This is a genomic window from Streptomyces sp. NEAU-YJ-81 (genome assembly GCF_017592595.1).
In the GTDB taxonomy this organism is placed as follows: Bacteria; Actinomycetota; Actinomycetes; order Streptomycetales; family Streptomycetaceae; genus Streptomyces; species Streptomyces hygroscopicus_B.
Genome location: NZ_JAGFNO010000045.1, coordinates 38470 through 57243, shown reverse-complemented (window position 1 = coordinate 57243; position 18774 = coordinate 38470). Strand labels below are relative to the sequence as shown.

General features: G+C 71.0%; 18 protein-coding genes and 1 rRNA gene. 14 read left to right on the top strand and 5 right to left on the bottom strand.

Going from position 1 to position 18774, the window contains the following annotated elements:
- Nucleotides 1-18: 18 nt before the first annotated feature.
- From rrf to J5X86_RS45800, 9 genes are all read left to right on the top strand, one after another.
- Nucleotides 19-135 (top strand): 5S ribosomal RNA (gene rrf / locus J5X86_RS45840).
- 76 nt (nucleotides 136-211) lie between these two features.
- Nucleotides 212-868: an HAD family phosphatase gene (locus tag J5X86_RS45835; RefSeq protein WP_208522543.1), complete on the top strand. Its 657-nt coding sequence runs from the start codon at nucleotides 212-214 to the stop codon at nucleotides 866-868.
- A gap of 24 nt (nucleotides 869-892) precedes the next feature.
- Nucleotides 893-2119: an MFS transporter gene (locus tag J5X86_RS45830; protein ID WP_208522542.1), complete on the top strand. Its 1227-nt coding sequence runs from the start codon at nucleotides 893-895 to the stop codon at nucleotides 2117-2119.
- Nucleotides 2088-3260 carry an acetoin utilization protein AcuC gene (locus J5X86_RS45825; RefSeq protein ID WP_208522541.1) on the top strand — a complete coding sequence of 391 codons (1173 nt, stop codon included), beginning with the start codon at nucleotides 2088-2090 and terminating at the stop codon, nucleotides 3258-3260. Before J5X86_RS45830 ends, J5X86_RS45825 begins: the two co-directional genes overlap by 32 nt.
- Before the next feature lie 136 nt (nucleotides 3261-3396).
- Nucleotides 3397-4212, top strand: a complete 816-nt coding sequence (locus J5X86_RS45820; RefSeq protein ID WP_208522540.1) for a phosphatase — start codon at nucleotides 3397-3399, stop codon at nucleotides 4210-4212.
- Nucleotides 4213-4343: 131 nt separating this feature from the next.
- Nucleotides 4344-4553 (top strand): helix-turn-helix domain-containing protein, encoded by a 210-nt coding sequence (locus J5X86_RS45815; protein WP_014053989.1) that lies wholly within the window; start codon nucleotides 4344-4346, stop codon nucleotides 4551-4553.
- Nucleotides 4554-4681: 128 nt separating this feature from the next.
- Complete coding sequence (locus J5X86_RS45810; RefSeq protein ID WP_003948845.1) at nucleotides 4682-4780, top strand: 30S ribosomal protein bS22; 99 nt, start codon at nucleotides 4682-4684, stop codon at nucleotides 4778-4780.
- A 210-nt stretch (nucleotides 4781-4990) separates the two neighbouring features.
- Nucleotides 4991-6034: an NAD-dependent epimerase/dehydratase family protein gene (locus tag J5X86_RS45805; RefSeq protein WP_043235281.1), complete on the top strand. Its 1044-nt coding sequence runs from the start codon at nucleotides 4991-4993 to the stop codon at nucleotides 6032-6034.
- A gap of 14 nt (nucleotides 6035-6048) precedes the next feature.
- Complete coding sequence (locus tag J5X86_RS45800) at nucleotides 6049-7095, top strand: lysophospholipid acyltransferase family protein (RefSeq protein ID WP_119990559.1); 1047 nt, start codon at nucleotides 6049-6051, stop codon at nucleotides 7093-7095.
- 185 nt (nucleotides 7096-7280) lie between these two features.
- Here J5X86_RS45800 and J5X86_RS45795 read toward each other — a convergent pair whose 3' ends face one another.
- The 4 genes from J5X86_RS45795 to J5X86_RS45780 all read right to left on the bottom strand — a co-directional run bounded on the left by J5X86_RS45795 (nucleotide 7281) and on the right by J5X86_RS45780 (nucleotide 11370).
- Nucleotides 7281-8519, bottom strand: coding sequence for a DUF5667 domain-containing protein (locus tag J5X86_RS45795; RefSeq protein ID WP_208522539.1), 1239 nt, complete (start codon nucleotides 8517-8519; stop codon nucleotides 7281-7283).
- Between the two features lie 204 nt (nucleotides 8520-8723).
- On the bottom strand, nucleotides 8724-9530 hold the full coding sequence (locus tag J5X86_RS45790; protein ID WP_078642804.1) for an ECF subfamily RNA polymerase sigma factor, BldN family: 807 nt from the start codon (nucleotides 9528-9530) through the stop codon (nucleotides 8724-8726).
- Between the two features lie 495 nt (nucleotides 9531-10025).
- A complete protein-coding gene (locus J5X86_RS45785; RefSeq protein WP_208522538.1) occupies nucleotides 10026-10949 on the bottom strand; it encodes an HAD family phosphatase in 924 nt (307 codons plus the stop codon).
- Nucleotides 10950-11091: 142 nt separating this feature from the next.
- Nucleotides 11092-11370 carry a glutaredoxin family protein gene (locus J5X86_RS45780; RefSeq protein ID WP_208522537.1) on the bottom strand — a complete coding sequence of 93 codons (279 nt, stop codon included), beginning with the start codon at nucleotides 11368-11370 and terminating at the stop codon, nucleotides 11092-11094.
- Between the two features lie 351 nt (nucleotides 11371-11721).
- Here J5X86_RS45780 and J5X86_RS45775 point away from each other — a divergent pair, with 351 nt between their 5' ends.
- Genes J5X86_RS45775 through hemB form a run of 5 tightly spaced genes read left to right on the top strand, consistent with a single transcriptional unit; the run spans nucleotide 11722 to nucleotide 17636 of the window.
- Nucleotides 11722-12522 carry a redox-sensing transcriptional repressor Rex gene (locus J5X86_RS45775; RefSeq protein ID WP_078642807.1) on the top strand — a complete coding sequence of 267 codons (801 nt, stop codon included), beginning with the start codon at nucleotides 11722-11724 and terminating at the stop codon, nucleotides 12520-12522.
- On the top strand, nucleotides 12519-13988 hold the full coding sequence (locus tag J5X86_RS45770; RefSeq protein WP_208522536.1) for a glutamyl-tRNA reductase: 1470 nt from the start codon (nucleotides 12519-12521) through the stop codon (nucleotides 13986-13988). The genes J5X86_RS45775 and J5X86_RS45770 overlap by 4 nt, the downstream gene beginning before the upstream one ends.
- Entirely contained in the window at nucleotides 13985-14974 is a 990-nt protein-coding gene (hemC, locus tag J5X86_RS45765; RefSeq protein WP_119990563.1) for a hydroxymethylbilane synthase, read from the top strand. Before J5X86_RS45770 ends, hemC begins: the two co-directional genes overlap by 4 nt.
- Entirely contained in the window at nucleotides 14971-16635 is a 1665-nt protein-coding gene (locus J5X86_RS45760; protein ID WP_208522535.1) for a uroporphyrinogen-III synthase, read from the top strand. Before hemC ends, J5X86_RS45760 begins: the two co-directional genes overlap by 4 nt.
- Nucleotides 16632-17636: a porphobilinogen synthase gene (gene hemB, locus J5X86_RS45755; protein WP_208522534.1), complete on the top strand. Its 1005-nt coding sequence runs from the start codon at nucleotides 16632-16634 to the stop codon at nucleotides 17634-17636. Before J5X86_RS45760 ends, hemB begins: the two co-directional genes overlap by 4 nt.
- 9 nt (nucleotides 17637-17645) lie before the next feature.
- Here hemB and J5X86_RS45750 read toward each other — a convergent pair whose 3' ends face one another.
- The gene (locus J5X86_RS45750; protein ID WP_208522533.1) at nucleotides 17646-18689 is read right to left on the bottom strand and encodes a LysR family transcriptional regulator; all 1044 of its coding nucleotides are present in this window, start codon (nucleotides 18687-18689) and stop codon (nucleotides 17646-17648) included.
- Between the last annotated feature and the right edge of the window lie 85 nt (nucleotides 18690-18774).

Below are 18774 nucleotides of genomic sequence, written 5' to 3'. Positions count from 1 at the left end.
GGTTCAGTTTCATAGTGTTTCGGTGGTCATAGCGTTAGGGAAACGCCCGGTTACATTTCGAACCCGGAAGCTAAGCCTTTCAGCGCCGATGGTACTGCAGGGGGGACCCTGTGGGAGAGTAGGACACCGCCGAACAAATTTTAAGAAAAGCCCGGTTGGGAGCTTCGGCCCTCAACCGGGCTTTTCTCATTTCAGTTTGTAGGCTGGCCTCATGCGCTATGACCTGGTCATCTTCGACAACGACGGAGTGCTCGTCGACAGCGAGTCCATCTCCAATCGGATTCTTGCCGCCTACCTCACGGAGTTGGGGCACCCCACCAGCTACGAGGACTCCATACGCGACTACATGGGCTCCGCCATGCATCGCATCCACGAGGTGGTCCTCGAGCGTTGGGGCCGGCGGCTGCCGTCGGACTTCGACACCACCTTCCACGGCCGGGTCTTCGACGCCTTCCGCCAGGAGCTGCAGCCGGTGGCCGGGGTGTCCGAGGTGCTGGAGAAGCTGCGGGCCGACGGGGTTCCGTACTGCGTCGCCTCCTCCGGAAGCCATGAGCGCATCCGCGTCGCCCTCCGTACGACCGGGCTGTACGACCTCTTCGGTGAGGACCACATCTTCAGCTCCGAGGACGTGGGCCGCGGCAAGCCCGCCCCGGATCTGTTCCTGCACGCTGCCGAGCGGATGGGGGTGGCACCCGAGCGCTGTGCCGTCGTCGAGGACAGTCCGCTCGGGGTCCAGGCCGCCGTGGCCGCCGGGATGGATGTGTACGGCTACACGGCCATGACACCCGCCGCCAAGCTCGCCGCGGCCCGGGACCGGTTCGCCCACATGGCCGAACTGCGAGGGTTGCTCACCTCTACCCACAAGTAGTCCGGGGCCGTACGCTCCACGGCCATGACGGATTCGCGTCCGAGCCGCCGACTTCGGCAGGGCCGGGCCTCATTGGCCATCAGTTTCTTCGTCCAGGGCGCGATCTTCGCTCTGCTGGTGACGCGCATACCCGCGCTGCAGGATCGGTACGGGATATCCGATGGGCTGCTGCCCCTCTTCCTGGCCGCCGTGCCGATCCTCGCCGGTGTGGGCAGCGTCGGCACCGAGCATCTCGTCAAGCGGTTGCGTCCGGGGCTCGTCCTCCGCGTGGTGCAGCCCATCGTCTCCGTCGCCCTGCTGGCCGCCGGATCGGGTACGACGGTGTGGCAGCTCGCGGCGGCCCTCGCGGTGTTCGGACTGACCGTCGGGGCGCTAGACGCGTCGATGAACATGCTCGGGGTGAGCCTGCAGCGCGCGTACGGCCGCAGCATCATGCTCGGCTTCCATGGCGCGTACAGCCTGGGCGGGATCGCCGGGGCCTCGCTGGCCTGGGTGGGCGCGCACTGGGACCTGCCACTGCCCACGCTCTACGCGCCGCTGGTGGCCACCCTGGTGCCCGTCGCACTGATCGCCAGCCGCTGGTACGTGGACCGCCAAGCCGACCACCTGGCCCCCCACCAAGCTGACGACCAAGCTGACGACCACGGCGCCGCCGTGAGCATGCGGGCGCTGCTGCCGCTCTGTCTCGTCATGGCCTTCGCCTATATCGGGGACTCCACCGTCTCCAACTGGAGCGCCAAGTATCTGGAGGACGTGCTGCACAGCTCCGAGCAGCTGGCCACGGTCCCGTACAACGTCTATATGGTCACCACGCTCCTCGGCCGCTCCTTCGGCGACTTCGGGGTGCGGCGCTTCGGCGCGGTCGCCGTGGTCCGGGCCGGCGCCCTGCTCGCGGGCGCCGGTTTCGCGGTGGTCGCGGCGGCGCCCAGCCCATGGGTGGGGATGGGCGGGTTCACGCTGCTGGGGCTGGGGTTGTGCGTCCTGGTGCCGCAGACCTTCGCGGCCGCGGGGCGGCTCTTCCCCGGGGCGTCCGATGCCGCCGTCGCCCGCCTCAATATCTTCAACTATGTGGGCTTCCTCATCGGCTCACCGCTCGTCGGCGCGCTGGGTGGTGCGTGGAACTATCGGGCGGCGATGCTGGTGCCGATGGCGCTCGTGCTGGTGACGATCCGGTACGCGAGGTCGTTCACCCCTGTACCAGCCGGATACGGTGACGGGCATGAGCGGCCGCGCACAGTTGATGTGGGATGAGGAAGTAACCGGATACGACTTCGGCGCCGGGCACCCGATGGACCCGGTGCGGCTCGCGCTGACCATGCGGTTGGTGCAGGCGTACGGGCTGGACCGGGCGGTCCAAGTGGTGGCGGCCAAGCCGGCCGGGGAGTCGACGCTGCGCCTGGTCCACGGGCAGGAGTACATCGAGGCCGTACGGCGGGCCTCGGCCGCCCCGGAATCGGCGGACGGTTCGTACGGCCTGGGGACGATCGACGATCCGGCCTTCGCGGGGATGCACGAGGCGTCCGCGCTGATCGCCGGGCAGTCGGTCGGCGCCGCCGAGGACGTATGGCGCGGCGAGGCGCTGCACGCGGTGAACTTCGCGGGCGGGCTGCACCATGCGATGCCCCGGGGCGCGTCCGGGTTCTGCATCTACAACGACGCGGCGCTGGCGGTCGCGCGGCTGCTGGAGCTGGGCGCGGAGCGGATCGCGTATGTGGATGTGGACGTCCATCACGGGGACGGGGTCCAGGCGGCCTTCTGGGACGATCCGCGGGTACTGACGATCTCGCTGCACGAGCACCCCCGGACCCTGTTCCCGCAGACCGGCTGGCCGGAGGAGGCGGGCGGGGAGGGCGCCGAGGGCTCGGCGGTCAATGTGGCGCTGCCGGCCGGGACCTCGGACGAGGGATGGCTGCGGGCCTTTCACGCGGTCGTGCCGGAGCTGCTGGCGGCGTTCCGTCCGCAGGTGCTGGTGACCCAGCATGGCGCGGACACCCATGTCGAGGACCCGCTGGCCCACTTGGCGGTGACGGTCGACGCACAGCGGGCGGTCGCCGAGAGCTGTCACCGGCTGGCGCACGACCACGCGGACGGGCGCTGGGTCGCGCTCGGGGGCGGCGGCTATGCGGTGGTGGACGTGGTGCCGCGGTCCTGGACGCATCTGGTCGCGATCGCGGCGGGGCGGCCGGTCGAGCCCGCCACGCCGGTGCCGGAGGAGTGGCGGCAGGAGGTGTACCGGCGGACCCGGATGGACGCGCCGCGGCGGATGACGGACGGGCGGGAGCCGAGCTGGCGGGAGTTCGCCGAGTCCGGGTACGACCCGGCGGACCGGTTGGACCAGGCGATCCTGGCGACGCGCCGGGCGGTTTTCCCGCACCACGGGCTGCTTCCGTGAATCGCGCCACGGAAAGCCTCTCCACGCCGATCGGGAACGCCCGGACGAGGCTCTGACCAAACGGGCGTTACGCCAACCGTGGGGTCTGCCGGCATAACGGGGCGGCCGGCGGGCCGCGTCCGTCAGCATCGGTGATGTGTTGAGTACTGCCGCGCTGCGCGCGCATCTGCTGGCGGCGCGGCTCGCCGGACCCGTGGCGACGAGCCGGGAGGAGAGCCTGCGCCGCTATCGGCTTTTCGCCGCCCGGGACCCTCGGGTGCTGCTCGGTCTGGAGCCCGAATACGACTGGTCCTTTACGGAATTGCTCAGCCTGATGGGCGCCAAATGCGGGGTTTCGGTCGACCCGGCCAACGTTTCGGGGCCGGATGTGATCGATCCAGAGCTGACGATCGCCGCGCTGCATGCCTTCGCGGACCGGCTGCGCGCCGCCGCCCAGGACCGGCTTCCCGTGCTCCTCGGCACCGGCCATCCCCACCGTCTCCTCGGGTTCTACGCCGCGTTGGCGTCGGCGCTCTCGGCGGCGGGCTGCCGTGTCCTCACTCCCGCGCACGGTAGATGTATCGACATAACGACGCGGTTCGGCGTACGTACCCACCGGCTCGCCTACGTACGAGGTATTGCGATGGTGCAGGCGCCCGGCGCTCGCCCGTCCGTGAGTGAGCCGGGCGCCCACACCCACTCGCCGCTCCCGGTTCGGGTCGCGCTCGGCTCTGCCGCGGAGTCCGGCGGCCCGCTGCCGGGACTGGTCATCGGGGACCACGGATGGGTCTGCGGTGCAGGTCAGCTAGGCTTTGAGGCCATCGGGCTCGGGGATACGGACGACCCCGCGCTGTTCGTCGGGGAGGCCGAGGGACGGGTGTCCGTCGCCGTTCCGCTTGATGACGCTGTGCGGTCTGGTTACTACCGGCCGCTTACTCGCTATGTACTCAATCGAGCGTGTCTGTCACAGTAGGCGTCCGATCGCTACTCCTCTTCCCCACTTGCATCACCCGCCCCTAATCTGGGGTGGAGCGCGCATGCGACCAGGAGTCACCGGAGGGGAAGCCGGTGCCCGACATGTGCGGAAGGTTCAGGTGTTGTGTCATGGCTGCTGGCGAACGGCCTCTGAACGAGGTTCAGTTTCTGACCGTGGCGGAAGTCGCCTCGGTGATGCGAGTGTCCAAGATGACCGTGTACCGCTTGGTGCACAGTGGTCATCTGCCGGCGATCCGGGTGGGCAGGTCTTTCCGGGTCCCAGAGCAAGCGGTTCATGAATACCTCCGCGAATCGTATGTGGGGGTGGAGTCCGCCTAGGCGCTTTCCGGGCCCGGGGAGGACCCTCGGATTACGTGGTTCGCTCGGCGCCGGGTAGGCTGGCCCGATGTAGGTCGTGTGGGCTCGGACGCCCCGCACCGAGTGAATCGAAGTGAGCGAGGGTAGTCGTGGGCTCTGTTATCAAGAAGCGGCGCAAGCGGATGGCGAAGAAGAAGCACCGCAAGCTGCTCAAGCGCACGCGCGTCCAGCGTCGCAACAAGAAGTAAGCAAGCGACGCTGTGTTCGTCCCGCAGCCCTTCCACCACCGGTGGAAGGGCTGCGGTGCGTATGTGGCACGGGTCTGAGCCATGGCGGCCCCTCCGGCCCCGGCTTAAAACGCGCAGCGCGCGGCGAGTGGTCATCACAGCGCAACGTCGAGCGGTTACGGTGTTCCGCACAGCCCAGCTCGGACGAGGGTGGGAAGGAAGGCGCTGATCTTGGGAAAGGTCGTGCTCGTCACCGGGGTCGCCCGCCGGCTGGGAGGCCGTTTCGTCCGGCGCATACAGCGCGAACCCGATGTGGAGCGGGTGATCGGCGTGGACGCCGTGCCGCCCGAACACCACCTCGGCGGCGCCGACTTCGTCCGGGCCGATATCCGTCACCCCACGATCGGGAAACTGCTCGCCGAATACGGTGTCCACACGGTCGTCCACATGGATATCAACGGGACTCCGCTGGGGGCGCGCGGCAATCGCGCCTCGATCAAGGAGACCAATGTCATCGGCACCATGCAGCTGCTCGGCGCCTGCCAGAAGGCCCCGTCGGTGCAGCGGCTGGTGGTGAAGTCCAGCACCAATGTGTACGGCTCCGCGCCCCGCGACCCCGCCGTCTTCAGCGAGACCACCCCGCCCAAATCCCTGCCGAGCGGCGGCTTCGCCAAGGACACCGTCGAGGTCGAGGGATATGTCCGCGGTTTCGCCCGGCGCCGCCCCGATGTCGCGGTGTGCGTGCTGCGCTTCGCCAACATCCTGGGGCCCTGCGCGGACTCACCGCTCGCCGAGTACTTCGCGCTGCCCGTGCTGCCCACCGTCATCGGCTACGACCCACGGCTGCAGTTCGTCCATGAGAAGGACGCCATCGAGGTGCTGCGGATCGGGGCCTCCGAACCGCGCCGGTCCACGCTCAACAGCGGCACGTTCAATATCGCCGGAGACGGGGTGCTGCTGCTCTCCCAGGCCGCCCGGCGGCTCGGCCGCCCGACCCTGCCGCTACTGCTGCCCACCCTGCGATGGGCCCGCACCGCGCTGCGGTCCCTCGGCATCACGGACTTCTCGCCCGAGCAGGTCCGGCTGCTCACCCACGGCCGGGTCGTGGCCACCAACCAGATGCGCGAGACCCTGGGATTCGAACCCGAGCACACCACCGCCGGTGCCCTCGCGGACTATGCGCACAGCCGCGGCCCCGGGCTGCTCCCGCCCGAGACCCTCGCCCGTACCATCGATCGGCTCGCCGCGCTGCTGCCCGCGGGCGCCCAGACGTGAGGAGCGCAACCACCATGGCGGACGCCAAGGTCATTCCGTTTGGTGAGGAGCCCCGGTCTTCCCGGAGGAAGGTCCCTCGGCTGGGGCGCGGCGGCCGCTCCCAGGGCTCGCTCAAGCCCGTACCGCAGCAGCGCGACGAGGCGCTCGAACAGCGCCCCCAGACGGCGGCCGCGGCCGTGCCGCCCCTGCCGCCCGGCCCGCCCAAGCAGGCCCCGGGCAGCGGCGACTGGGAGCGCAAGCTGGCCCACGGGCTGAGCTTTCTGCGCCGCCGGATCACCGGGGACTACGAGGTCGACGACTTCGGCTACGACCACGATCTGACCGAGCAGGTCCTGATGTCCCTGCTCCGCCCGCTGTACGAGAAGTACTTCCGGGTCGAGGTGAAGGGGATCGAGAACATCCCCGACAGCGGCGGTGCGCTCGTCGTCGCCAACCACTCCGGGGTGCTGCCGCTGGACGGGCTGATGCTCCAGGTCGCGGTGCACGACAACCACCCGGCCCAGCGCCATCTGCGGCTACTCGCGGCCGATCTCGTCTTCGTACTGCCGGTCGTCAACGAGCTGGCGCGCAAGGCGGGCCACACCCTCGCCTGCTCCGAGGACGCCCAGCTACTGCTGGAGCGCGGCGAGGTGGTCGGGGTGATGCCGGAGGGCTTCAAGGGGATCGGCAAGCCGTTCTCGGAGCGGTACAAGCTGCAGCGCTTCGGGCGGGGCGGCTTCGTCTCGACGGCGCTGCGCGCGGGGGCGCCGATCGTGCCGTGCTCGATCGTGGGCGCGGAGGAGATCTATCCGATGGTGGGGAACGCGAAGACCCTGGCCCGGCTGCTCGGCCTGCCGTACTTCCCGGTCACGCCGACCTTCCCGCTGCTGGGGCCGCTGGGCGCGGTGCCGCTGCCGACGAAGTGGACGATCCAGTTCGGCGAGCCCATCCCCACCGACGGGCATCCGCCGGAGGCGGCGGACGACCCGATGCTGATGTTCAACCTGACCGACCAGGTACGAGAAACGATCCAGCACACGCTCTACAAGCTGCTGGTGCAGCGGAGGTCGGTCTTCTTCTGAGGCTTGCTCCTGCGGGGGTCGTGATGCGGCGTGGCCACGCGGCCGGAAGAGGGGCCGAGCTGCTGGTGCGGCGGCGGTCGGTCCTTTTCTGAAGGCTCGCCCGGCGGGCGGTGCTTTCTGAGGCGTGGCGTGGTCTGAGGGCGGGTGGTGGGCGGTATCGCGCACCACCCGCCCTCAGGACGTCGTCACCTCGTGTCGTCGCCGTCGATGCTCAGGCCCGGCAGCAGGTCCGGCAGCAGCGGGGGGATGGTGATGTCCGGCTGGGACGACGTCTTGCCGCCCGGGTCGCCCTTGCCCGTGGACGGGCTGGGGCTCGCGCCGCCGAGCGGCGGGTCCAGCAGGCCCCCGGCCCCGCCCACCAGGCCGCCGCTCTGGTCGTGGGCGCTTGCCGAGGACGACGGGTGCGGGTGGGTGGCGGTCTCGCCGGTGCGGCTGCCGCTCGGGGTGGCCGAGGTGGACGCCGGACGGTCGCCCGGGGTCACCCCGTCGGCGCGTTCGGGCGCGTTGCCGGTCTGGCCGGACTGGCCTTGCTGCTCCTTCTTCGTGGGCAGCAACGCCCGCAGCGGGCCGACCTCTTGGTCTATGGCGTCGAAGACCGAGCTCACCTCGTCGCCGACGTCCATGAGCTGGACCGGCAGCTGATCGCGCAGTCGGCTCCAGCCGCCGCGATGGGCCTGGGAGAAGGTGGACAGCTGCTGGATCGGGCCGAGCGAGCCGTCGCGCTCGTAGACCTGATGCAGCAGCCGGTGGCCCTCGGAGGCGTCATGGCGCATACCGGCCAGGGCCCGGCGGATCTCACCCAGCGAGTCATGGTCCAGATCGCCGGTGCGGGTGCGCTCCATCAGGCGGCGCGCCTCGCTCATCCGCGTCGACGCCTGGTCCAGATAGATCCGGCCCCGGTCGGCGTCGCCGTCCGCCATCTCCAGCTTGAGGTCCTCCATGCCGCGCTTGAACCCGTAGAGGGTGTCGCCCGGCAGCGCGTCCGAGCTGGCCGCGGCGACGCCGCCGAAGGCACCCGCCGCGACGCCGACGGTGAGCCCCCCGGCCGCAAGCCCCTTGGACCAGCGGGAACGGGGGCGCAGTCTTGCCACCGGGGGTTTGGCGCGGTGGGCGCCGCCGGTGCGGCGGCGCTGCTCGGGTACGCGTGGCGCGCCCTCGGCGAAGGCCGCCTCCATGGCGGCGAGCAACTGCGCCCGCTGGGTGACGCGGACCTCCGGGTCCAATGTCGGTGCCGGCAGCTCGCCCAGCCCGCTCGCCAGGGCCAGCAGCCGTCTCCGCTCGGCGCTCTCCGCCGATGGGGAACCTGGCTGTTGCTGCGGCGTCTTGTCCTGGGCGGCCTGGTGGTTGCTCTCCAGGGCCTCCAGGGCCTCCAGGGCCTTGGCGAAGGCGTTCGCCCGCCGGTGTGCCGATACGTTCGCGATCACAGGCGGCACCTCCTCTCGTCGTGACGGTCGACTCCCCAGGACACCCGAGGGTTCCGTGCCATGCGCGCGTCCACCCGATCGAGTGAGTGGACTACGGGCAGGGTACGACCACGAGGCGCCTGCATCTCCCACAACGAGCGGCGCAGCACCCGGGTTACGCCCTACCCAAAGGCGGACGGTCCGTGGCCGGACGGCTACGGGTGGTCAGCGGGCGTCGTCCGGAAGAAGCCGGGCCAGAGTGCGCACGGCCCGATACTGAAGGGTTTTGATCGCGCCCTCGTTCTTCCCCATGACCCGGGCGGTCTCGGCGACCGAGAGGCCCTGGAGGAAGCGGAGCGTCACGCACTCCTGCTGCTGCGGGTTGAGTTTTCGCACCGCTTGCAGGAGGGCCGCGTTGGACAGCGATTCGAGGACGGAGTCCTCGGGGCTGCGCTCGACCTCGTTGGCGTCGAGCATCTCGCCGGTGGTGACCTCCAGCCGGAAGCGGCTGGACTTGAAGTGGTCGGCGACGAGGTTGCGCGCGATGGTCACCAGCCAGGCGCCGAAGTCGCGGCCCTGCCAGGTGAAGGTGCCGATGCGGCGCAGGGCGCGCAGGAACGTCTCGCTGGTGAGGTCCTCGGCCGTGGCCTTGCCGCCCACGCGGTAATAGATATAGCGGTAGACCGTGTCGGCGTACTGGTCGTAGAGCCTGCCGAACGCCTCGGCCTCTCCGGACTGGGCGCGCTCGACGAGGTCCATCATGCGACGGCTGTCGCTGTCGGCGCCGGGGCGCCGGGCGGTGGGGGTGGAGCCGCGGGAGCGTCTGCTGACCGCGGCGCCGCCGTCCGCCAGTGCGTAGCACGAACCGGCCTGGCCGGGGCGATTGACCGTGCCGACGGCTGGGCTGGCGGGCAGGGGGGCGGCGAGGCCGGGGACGGCATACGCGGTGGGGACGAAGCCGCGCAGACAGTCAAGGACCGTTGCGCGCAGCGTAGCCAGGCCCGAGGCGTCAACCCCGACGTGTGGGTACACGAGACTCCCAGAGGCAGAGCTTCCATCACGAGCAGTACGGGACCGTCACCCGCCGTAGGGACGTGTGGGTACCGGTTCGCGTCTAAGGAGAATAACGCTTCGTACAGGCTGCACTACACCCAGTTGTTCAAATCATCGTTTCCGTTCGCTCTGTTATGCATTGATGACCCATCAAGTATCGAACGTGCACCACTAATTGATCGAAATCGTTCGTGGATTGTGCGATTGCGTGGCGTGTTGTGACAAAGCGGCGGTAAGGGGACTGGCGGGAGCGCTGTGGGGTAAGACGCGCGGAATGACCGAAACAGGGCGGGCGCGTTCGGTTGGTGACGCTGCGTATCGATGGGCGCATTGTCACGGAGCGCGATCGATGGTCAGCCTTGACCGTCCTCGGTCACGGTCGTGCGCGAGCGGTCAACGCGGCCCGAGGGAAGAGCGCCGAAAAGGGCTCAGCGGGAGGTCAGAGGGGTGGAGTGGGTCCTCGGCTGCCTGTGGTCAGCGGCGCCGGCGGTGCAGGGCCACGGCGGCCGCCGTGCCGCCCGCCACCGCGCCCACTCCGGCCGCCGCCGGAATGCCGATCTTGGCCGCCTTACGGCCGGTGCGGTAGTCGCGCAGCCGCCAGCTGTTCTCACGGGCGTGCTTGCGCAGCCGGGTGTCCGGGTTCACCGCGTACGGATGGCCCACGATCGACAGCATCGGGATGTCGTTCGCGGAGTCGCTGTAGGCCGCGCAGCGGGAGAGGTCGAGCCCCTCGGCCGTCGCCAGCGCCCTTACCGCCTCGGCCTTGGCCGGGCCGTGCAGCGGTTCGCCGACCAGCCGGCCGGTGTAGACGCCGCCCACCGACTCGGCCACCGTGCCCAGTGCTCCGGTCAGGCCGAGCCGCCGGGCGATGATCGTCGCGGTCTCGACCGGCGCGGCGGTCACCAGCCAGACCCGCTGCCCGGCGTCCAGATGGGCCTGGGCGAGGGCGCGGGTGCCGGGCCAGATGCGGTCGGCCATGTACTCGTCGTAGATCTCCTCACCGATCGACATCAGCTCGGAGACCCGGTGGCCCTTGACGATGGACAGGGCGCTGCTGCGCACGTCCTCCATATGCGCCGGGTCCTCGACGCCGGCCACCCGGAACCAGGTCTGCTGCCACGCGAAGCGGGCGAGTTCGCGCTTGCGGAAGAAGTGCCGCTTGTAGAGGCCGCGGCCGAAGTGGAAGATCGCGGCGCCCTGCATGACCGTGTTGTCCAGGTCGAAGAAGGCGGCGGCCCGCTCGTCGCCGACGACGGGGAATTCCGGTTCGGCGGGGGGCTGCGCTGCGGGGGTCTCGGCCGACGACTTGCGCGCTGCCTCGGCCGATGCCTCTCCGGCGAGGACACTCCGCTCGGTGGCGGGTCGTCGACGTCGGGTGAACCATCCCAGTGCGGCCATGGAGCGAGCATAGCCAGCGCTCCGGCGCATCCCGTTACGCCCGGGTGTCGGGCCGATTCAGGTTACGCGAAAGGGAGGCCGCGCAGGGGGGCGGAATCAGCCGCCTAGCGGGCGCGGGATCAGCCGCCTCGCGGGCGCGGGATCAGCCGCCGAGCGCGGTGCGCAGCCGCTTGGGGTTCACCCGCCAGAAGTCGTGCTGTTCGCCGTCGATGAGCACCACCGGGATCTGCTCCCAGTAGGCGCGGTACAGCTCCTCGTCCTGGGTGATGTCCTTCTTCTCCCAGGGGGTGCCCAGTTCCCCGCAGACCTCTTTGACCACGGCCTCGGCGTCCTCGCACAGGTGGCAGTCGGGCTTGCCGATCAGCGTGACCGTGCGCTCGGCGGGCTTCTTCCGCGGGGTGCGGCGCAGCAACGGACTCATGCGGTTCATTGTGCCCGCCGGCGCGAGCGGGCCCGCTCCCACGAGTTCGGAAGTGGGCTCTCGGTCGATTACGATCGTGGGCGTTTTGTTGCTGTCCGGGGGTAAAAAGGTGAGGAGTGAGGGCCTGTGCTCCGGTCGGCGGCCCAGCGGTACGAGCGTGTCTGCCGGGAACGGTGTGACGCAGGTGGTGGTTCCGCGGCTGGCGCGAAAAGGCGCGTGACACCGGTCACTTTGCTCGGACAAAGCGGACACCATCTTTGTGCACGCGTTCACAAAGACATAGCCTGCTGTCGATGGGGCGGTCATGAAACACCCGGCCGCCCACAGCCTCGCTCTACCCGCAGGAGCACCGTGGCAACTGGCCGAACTCACCGACCGGCGACCCGCAGCCGAGGGATCCCCGAGGCCACCGTCGCCCGGCTACCGCTGTATCTGCGTGCGCTGACCGCTCTCTCCGAGCGCTCGGTGCCCACAGTGTCCTCGGAGGAGCTGGCCACCGCGGCCGGCGTCAATTCGGCCAAGCTGCGCAAGGACTTCTCCTATCTCGGTTCGTACGGCACCCGCGGTGTCGGCTACGACGTGGAGTACCTCGTCTACCAGATCTCGCGGGAGCTCGGGCTCACCCAGGACTGGCCGGTTGTGATCGTCGGTATCGGTAATCTCGGCGCCGCGCTCGCCAACTACGGCGGCTTCGCCTCCCGTGGCTTCCGGGTCGCCGCGCTGATCGACGCCGACCCCGCCATGGCCGGGAAGCCGGTCGCGGGCATCCCGGTGCAGCACACCGACGAGCTCGAGAAGATCATCACGGACAACGGCGTCTCGATCGGCGTCATCGCCACCCCGGCGGGCGCGGCCCAGCAGGTCTGCGACCGGCTCGTCGCCGCCGGGATCACCTCGATCCTCAACTTCGCGCCCACCGTGCTGACCGTTCCGGACGGGGTGGATGTGCGCAAGGTCGATCTCTCCATCGAGCTGCAGATCCTCGCCTTCCACGAGCAGCGCAAGGCGGGCGAGGAGGTCGCCGCGCCCGAGGAGGCCGCGGGAGCCGTACCACCGCCACCCGTGGCGCATCGCGCGCCCTCCGGCGGCCCCGGCGCCGACAGCGGACGGCAAGGACCTGACGGGGACGTGCCCGCCGTGATGCCGGCATGAGTCTCCTCGTCGTCGGACTGAGCCACCGCAGCGCGCCCGTGAGCGTGCTGGAGCGCGCCGCCCTGGTGGGGGACGAGCAGGCGAAGCTGGTGCAGGACACCCTCGCCGCCGAGCCCGCCACCGAGGCCGCGGTGCTGGCCACCTGCAACCGCATCGAGCTCTACGCCGACGTGGACAAGTTCCACGCCGGGGTCGCCGAGCTGTCCACGCTGCTCGCCCAGCACACCGGCGTCGGACTGGACGAGCTCACCCCGTATCTCTACGTCCACTACGAGGACCGGGCCGTCCACCACCTCTTCTCGGTGGCCTGCGGGCTGGACTCGATGGTCGTCGGCGAGGGCCAGATCCTCGGCCAGATCAAGGACGCGCTCGCGCTGGGGCAGGAGCTGCACACCGCCGGGCGGCTGCTGAACGATCTCTTCCAGCAGGCGCTGCGGGTCGGCAAGCGGGCTCACAGCGAGACCGGTATCGACCGGGCGGGCCAGTCGCTGGTCACCTTCGGCCTGGAGCAGCTCGCCCAGGGCGCGCCGGTGGCGGAGTGGGCCCGGGGCAAGCGGGCCCTGGTGATCGGCGCCGGTTCGATGTCCTCGCTGGCCGCGGCGACGCTCGCCCGCGCCGGTGTGGCAGAACTGGTGATCGCCAACAGGACGTTGGAGCGGGCGCTGCGCCTCGCCGAATCCCTGGTCCAGCAGCACGCGGGCACTCCGGCCGCGATCCCCGCCGAGGGTGATGAAACGTTGCGCGAGCCGCTGGTGGCCCGCGCCGTGCCGCGGGACCGGGTCTCCGCCGAGCTGCCGCACGCCGACATCGTCGTCTCCTGTACGGGCGCGACCGGCCTGGTGCTGACCGCCGCGGAGCTGCGCACCGCGCTCGCCCAGCGCGCGGCCTGCCCGCCCGGGGCCCACCGCGCGGGGACGGACGTCTCGCTGCTCGATCTGGCGATGCCGCGCGACATAGACGCGGCGGCGCACCGGATCGAGGGGCTGCACCTGGTCGACATCGAGTCCCTCGCCGAGGCGGCCGCCGAGCCGTCCGGGGCGCCGGGCTCGTCCGCCGGGGCGATGGCCGCCGACGTGGACAAGGTGCGGACCATCGTCTCCGCCGAGGTGGCCGCCTTCGGGGCGGCCCAGCGCGCCGCGCACATCACGCCGACAGTGGTCGCGCTGCGTACCATGGCGGCGGACGTCGTCGCCAGTGAGATCGCCCGGCTCGACGGGCGTCTTCCGGATCTGGACGACAAGCAGCGGTCCGAGATCACGCAGACCGTGCGCAGGGTCGTCGACAAGCTGCTGCACGCGCCCACCGTGCGGGTCAAGCAGCTCGCGAGCACTCCGGGTGGCGCCGGTTACGCCGACGCGCTGCGCGAGCTCTTCGACCTCGATCCGCAGGCGGTCGCCGCCGTCAGCCGCGCCGACGGCTCGGCCCGCGCGGCCGAACCGAACGACCCGAAGGGAGGCCGGCCATGAACGCCACCCCCTCACCCGCCGCCTCCGGCGGCGCTGCGCCGCTGCGTCTGGGCACCCGCCGCAGCGCGCTCGCCATGGCCCAGTCCGGCCTGGTCGCGGACCTGGTGCGCGAGGCCACCGGGCGCCCCGTCGAACTGGTCGAGATCACCACGTACGGTGACACCTCGCGCGAGCACCTCGCGCAGATCGGTGGCACCGGCGTCTTCGTCTCGGCGCTGCGCGAGGCGCTGCTGAGCGGTGAGATCGACCTGGCCGTGCACTCGCTGAAGGACCTTCCCACCGCGGAGCCCGAGGGGCTGACGCTGGCCGCGATACCGCGCCGCGAGGACCCGCGCGACGCGCTGATCGCCCGGGACGGACTCACCTTCGCCCAGCTTCCCCCGGGGTCCCGGATAGGCACCGGATCCCCGCGCCGCGCGGCCCAGCTCAACGCGTGGGCCCGGTCCTTCGGCCTCGACATCGAGACCGTGCCGATACGCGGCAATGTCGACACCCGCATCGGCTACGTCCGGTCGGGACGGCTGGACGCCGTGGTGCTCGCCGCCGCCGGCCTGATCCGTCTGGGGCGGATCGGCGAGGCGACCGAGCTGCTCGATGTCGGCCATGTTTTGCCCGCCCCCGGCCAGGGGGCCCTGGCAGTGGAGTGTGCCGCGTCCAACGTGGCGCTCACTGCCCGGCTCGCCGAGATCGACGACCCGTACACGCGGGTCGCCGTGACCGCCGAGCGATCCCTGCTCGCCGCCCTGGAGGCCGGCTGCAGCGCACCCGTGGGGGCGCTGGCCGACCTGCTGGCCGACGGTCAGGTTGTCACCGAAATGCGCCTGCGCGGCGTCGTCGGCTCCCTCGACGGCACGACGCTGGTGCAGCTGTCCACCACCGGTCCCGTACCCGCGTCGCCCAGTGAGGCCGGGGACCTCGGTCGCGAACTCGCCACCGAGATGCTCGCCAAGGGTGCGGCCGGTCTTATGGGGGAGCGAGCACTTTGAACCCCACCGTCCCGAATCACCCCGGCTGCGGACACGTCACCTTCCTCGGTGCGGGCCCCGGAGATCCGGGCCTGCTGACCTTGCGCGCCGTGGAGGCTCTGGCCACCGCGGACGTGCTGATCGCCGACCCGCAAGTGCTCGACGTGGTGCGCAAGCACGTCAGGCCGGGCGTGGCCGCGGACGCCCAGGGCGCGCCGCGGCAGGCGGACGCTGATGGGTCGTCAGTCACCGCCACCGTCCCGGTACTCCGGGACACCGCCAATCTTGTCATGACGGCCGCGCGCGGCGGCAAGCGGGTCGTCCGCGCGGTCGCGGGCGACCCCGGCCTCGACGGATACGCCGCCGACGAGATGGTCGCCTGCGCCGCCGAGGGCATCCTCTTCGAGGTGGTGCCCGGTGTGGCCGCCGCGGTGGGCGTGCCCGCCTACGCGGGGGTGCCGCTGCGGGACGCCCACAGCGCGGATGTGCGTTTCGTGGACGCCCTGGCCGCCGATGAGCGCTGCTGGAGCGAGGTCGGCTCGTCCGACGCGACCGCCGTGGTCTCCGCGACCCTGGAGACGGTGGCCGCCGCCGCGGGTGAGCTGGTGGCCGCGGGCCGCAAGCCGGACACCCCGCTCACCGTCACCGTCGGCGGCACCACCACCCGCCAGCGGACCTGGACCGCGACGCTGGGGACCATCGCCCAGGTGCTGAAGGCGGCCAAGGTGCTGCCGTCGCCGCAGGGCGCACAGCCGGTGATAGCCGTGGTCGGCGAGCAGAGCGCGGCCGGCCGGCGCGACCAGCTCTCCTGGTTCGAGTCCAAGCCGCTGTTCGGCTGGAAGGTCCTGGTGCCGCGCACCAAGGAGCAGGCCGCCTCGCTCTCGGACCAGTTGCGCAGCTACGGCGCGGTGCCCAGCGAGGTGCCGACGATCGCCGTGGAGCCGCCGCGTACCCCGCAGCAGATGGAGCGCGCGGTCAAGGGCCTGGTCACCGGGCGCTATGAGTGGATCGCCTTCACCTCGGTCAACGCGGTCAAGGCGGTGCGGGAGAAGTTCGAGGAGTACGGGCTCGACGCCCGCGCGTTCGCCGGGATCAAGGTCGCGGCGGTGGGCGAGCAGACCGCGAAGTCGCTGATCGACTTCGGGGTGAAGCCGGATCTGGTGCCCAGCGGTGAGCAGTCCGCGGCCGGGCTGCTGGAGGACTGGCCGCCCTACGACCCGGTCTTCGACCCGATCGACCGCGTCTTCCTGCCGCGGGCCGACATCGCCACCGAGACCCTGGTCGCCGGGCTGATCGAGCTGGGCTGGGAGGTCGACGACGTGACCGCGTACCGCACCGTACGCGCCTCGCCGCCGCCGGCCGAGACCCGTGAGGCCATCAAGGGCGGCGGGTTCGACGCGGTGCTCTTCACCTCGTCGTCCACCGTGCGGAACCTCGTCGGCATCGCGGGCAAGCCGCACAATGTCACTGTCATCGCCTGTATCGGCCCGGCCACCGCGAAGACCGCGGAGGAGCACGGGCTGCGGGTGGACGTGCTGTCGCCCGAGCCCTCGGTGCTCAAGCTCGCCGAGGCGCTCGCGGACTTCGGGGCGGCGCGGCGGCAAGCCGCGATCGAGGCCGGGGAACCGGTCACCCGCCCGAGCGAGCGACGGCCGGGATCACGGAGGAGGGCACGCTCTTGAGCACCACGTACGGCAGCTTCCCCGGTGCGCGACCGCGCCGGCTGCGGGTGAATCCGGCCATGCGCCGCATGGTCGCGGAGACCCGGCTGCATCCGGCCGAGCTGATCCTGCCCGCGTTCGTCCGCGAGGACGTGACCGAGCCGGTGCCGCTGCAGTCGATGCCGGGCGTTCTGCAGCACACCCGGGACTCCCTGCGGAAGGCGGCGGCCGACGCGGTCGCCGCGGGCCTCGGCGGGATCATGCTCTTCGGGGTGCCGGAGGAGTCCAAGAAGGACGCCGTCGGCACGCCCGGCACCGACCCGGACGGGATCCTCCAGGCGGCCATCCGCGATGTGCGCGCCGAGGTCGGCGACGACCTCGTGATCATGTCCGATCTCTGCCTGGACGAGCACACCGACCACGGCCACTGCGGGGTCCTGGACGCCGAGGGCCGGATCGACAACGACGCCACGCTGGAGCGGTACGCGGAGATGGCCCGCGTCCAGGCCGACGCGGGCGTCCACACGGTGGGCGCCAGCGGCATGATGGACGGGCAGGTCGGGGTGATCCGCGAAGCGCTGGACGGCGCCGGGCACCAGGACATCTCGATCCTCGCCTACACCGCGAAGTACGCCTCCGCCTTCTACGGTCCGTTCCGCGAGGCGGTGGGCTCCGCGCTGAAGGGCGACCGCAAGACGTACCAGCAGGACCCGCCCAACGCCCGGGAGTCGATGCGCGAGCTGGAGCTGGACCTGGCCGAGGGCGCGGACATGGTCATGGTGAAGCCTGCCCTGCCCTACCTGGACATCCTGCGGCAGATCGCCGACGCCGTGGACGTGCCGGTGGCCGCGTACCAGATCTCCGGTGAGTACGCGATGGTCGAGGCGGCGGCGGCCAACGGCTGGATCGACCGCGATCGCGCGATCATGGAGACGCTGACCTCGGTACGGCGCGCGGGCGCGGGGATGATCCTCACGTACTGGGCGGTCGAGGTCGCCCAGCGGCTGAACCGCGGGGAGTAGCCCGTCGGCTCACCCGGAGCCGCCGCCTTGCGTGGCTGCTCCGGGGGCCGCTTCCGTGCCCGAGGGGCCTGCTCCCGTGTCTGACGGGCCTGCTCCCGTGTCTGACGGGCCCGCTTCCGCGCCTGACGGGCCTGCTCCCGTGCCCGACGAGTCCGTTTCCGTGCCCGAGGGCGCGAGGACGGCGGCCGCCAGGTGGTCGCGGAACCAGCGGTGCCCCGGGTCGGCCGAGTGGCGCGGGTGCCAGGCCATGGCGAGGTCGATGGGCGCCAGGTCGAGGGGGATGCGGAAGGTGCGCAGCCCCAGCGCCGAGGTGGCGTCGGGGAGCCAGTCGGCCAGGGTGAGCGCGACGAGGTCGGTGTCCCGGGCGAGCATCATCGCGCTCGTATGGCTGGGGACGACGACCGCGATCCGGCGTCGCAGCCCGCGTTCGGCGAGCGCCCTGTCGATGGGGCCGAGGCGCCTGCCGTGCCGGGAGATGCCGATGTGGTCGGCGGCGGCGAAGCGGCGGGCGTCGATCCGCCCGTCGAAGAGGGGATGACCGCTGCGGGCTATGCCCGCCATCGTCATCCGGGTGAGCGGCCGGGTCCGGATCTCCGGGTCCAGGGGGCCGAGAACACCCAGTTCGACGTCCACCCAGCCCTGCCGCAGCCCGGGGCCGCCCTCCATCGCCTCCGGCAGGAAGACCACGTCCACGTCCGGGGCCTCCCGGTGGATCCGTTCGGCCAAGGTCCCGGCCAGCCCCACCAGGAGCACATCGGCGGCCTGCACGGTGAAGGTGCGCTGGAGACGCGCGGGGTCGAAACCGGCTCCGGGCCGCAGGACGTCGTCGCAGCCGCGCAGCAACGCGCTCACCTCGTCCCGGAGTTCCAGGGCGCGCGGGGTCGGCACCATCTCCTGGCCCGCGCGGACTAGCAGCGGGTCACCGACGGCACGGCGGAGCCGGGCCAGGGTGCGGCTGGCCGCAGCGGGGGAGGTGCCGAGCCGCTCGGCGGCGCGGGTCACGCTGTTCTCCTGGAGCAGGGCGTCCAGGGCTCGCAGCAGATTGAGGTCCATTGGCGCTCCTGAGCTGCATCTTTACGTATGAGTCAATAATTGAGTGCCAATCTTTGCATTGCCGCGGAAGTCCCCGGTGCCGAGA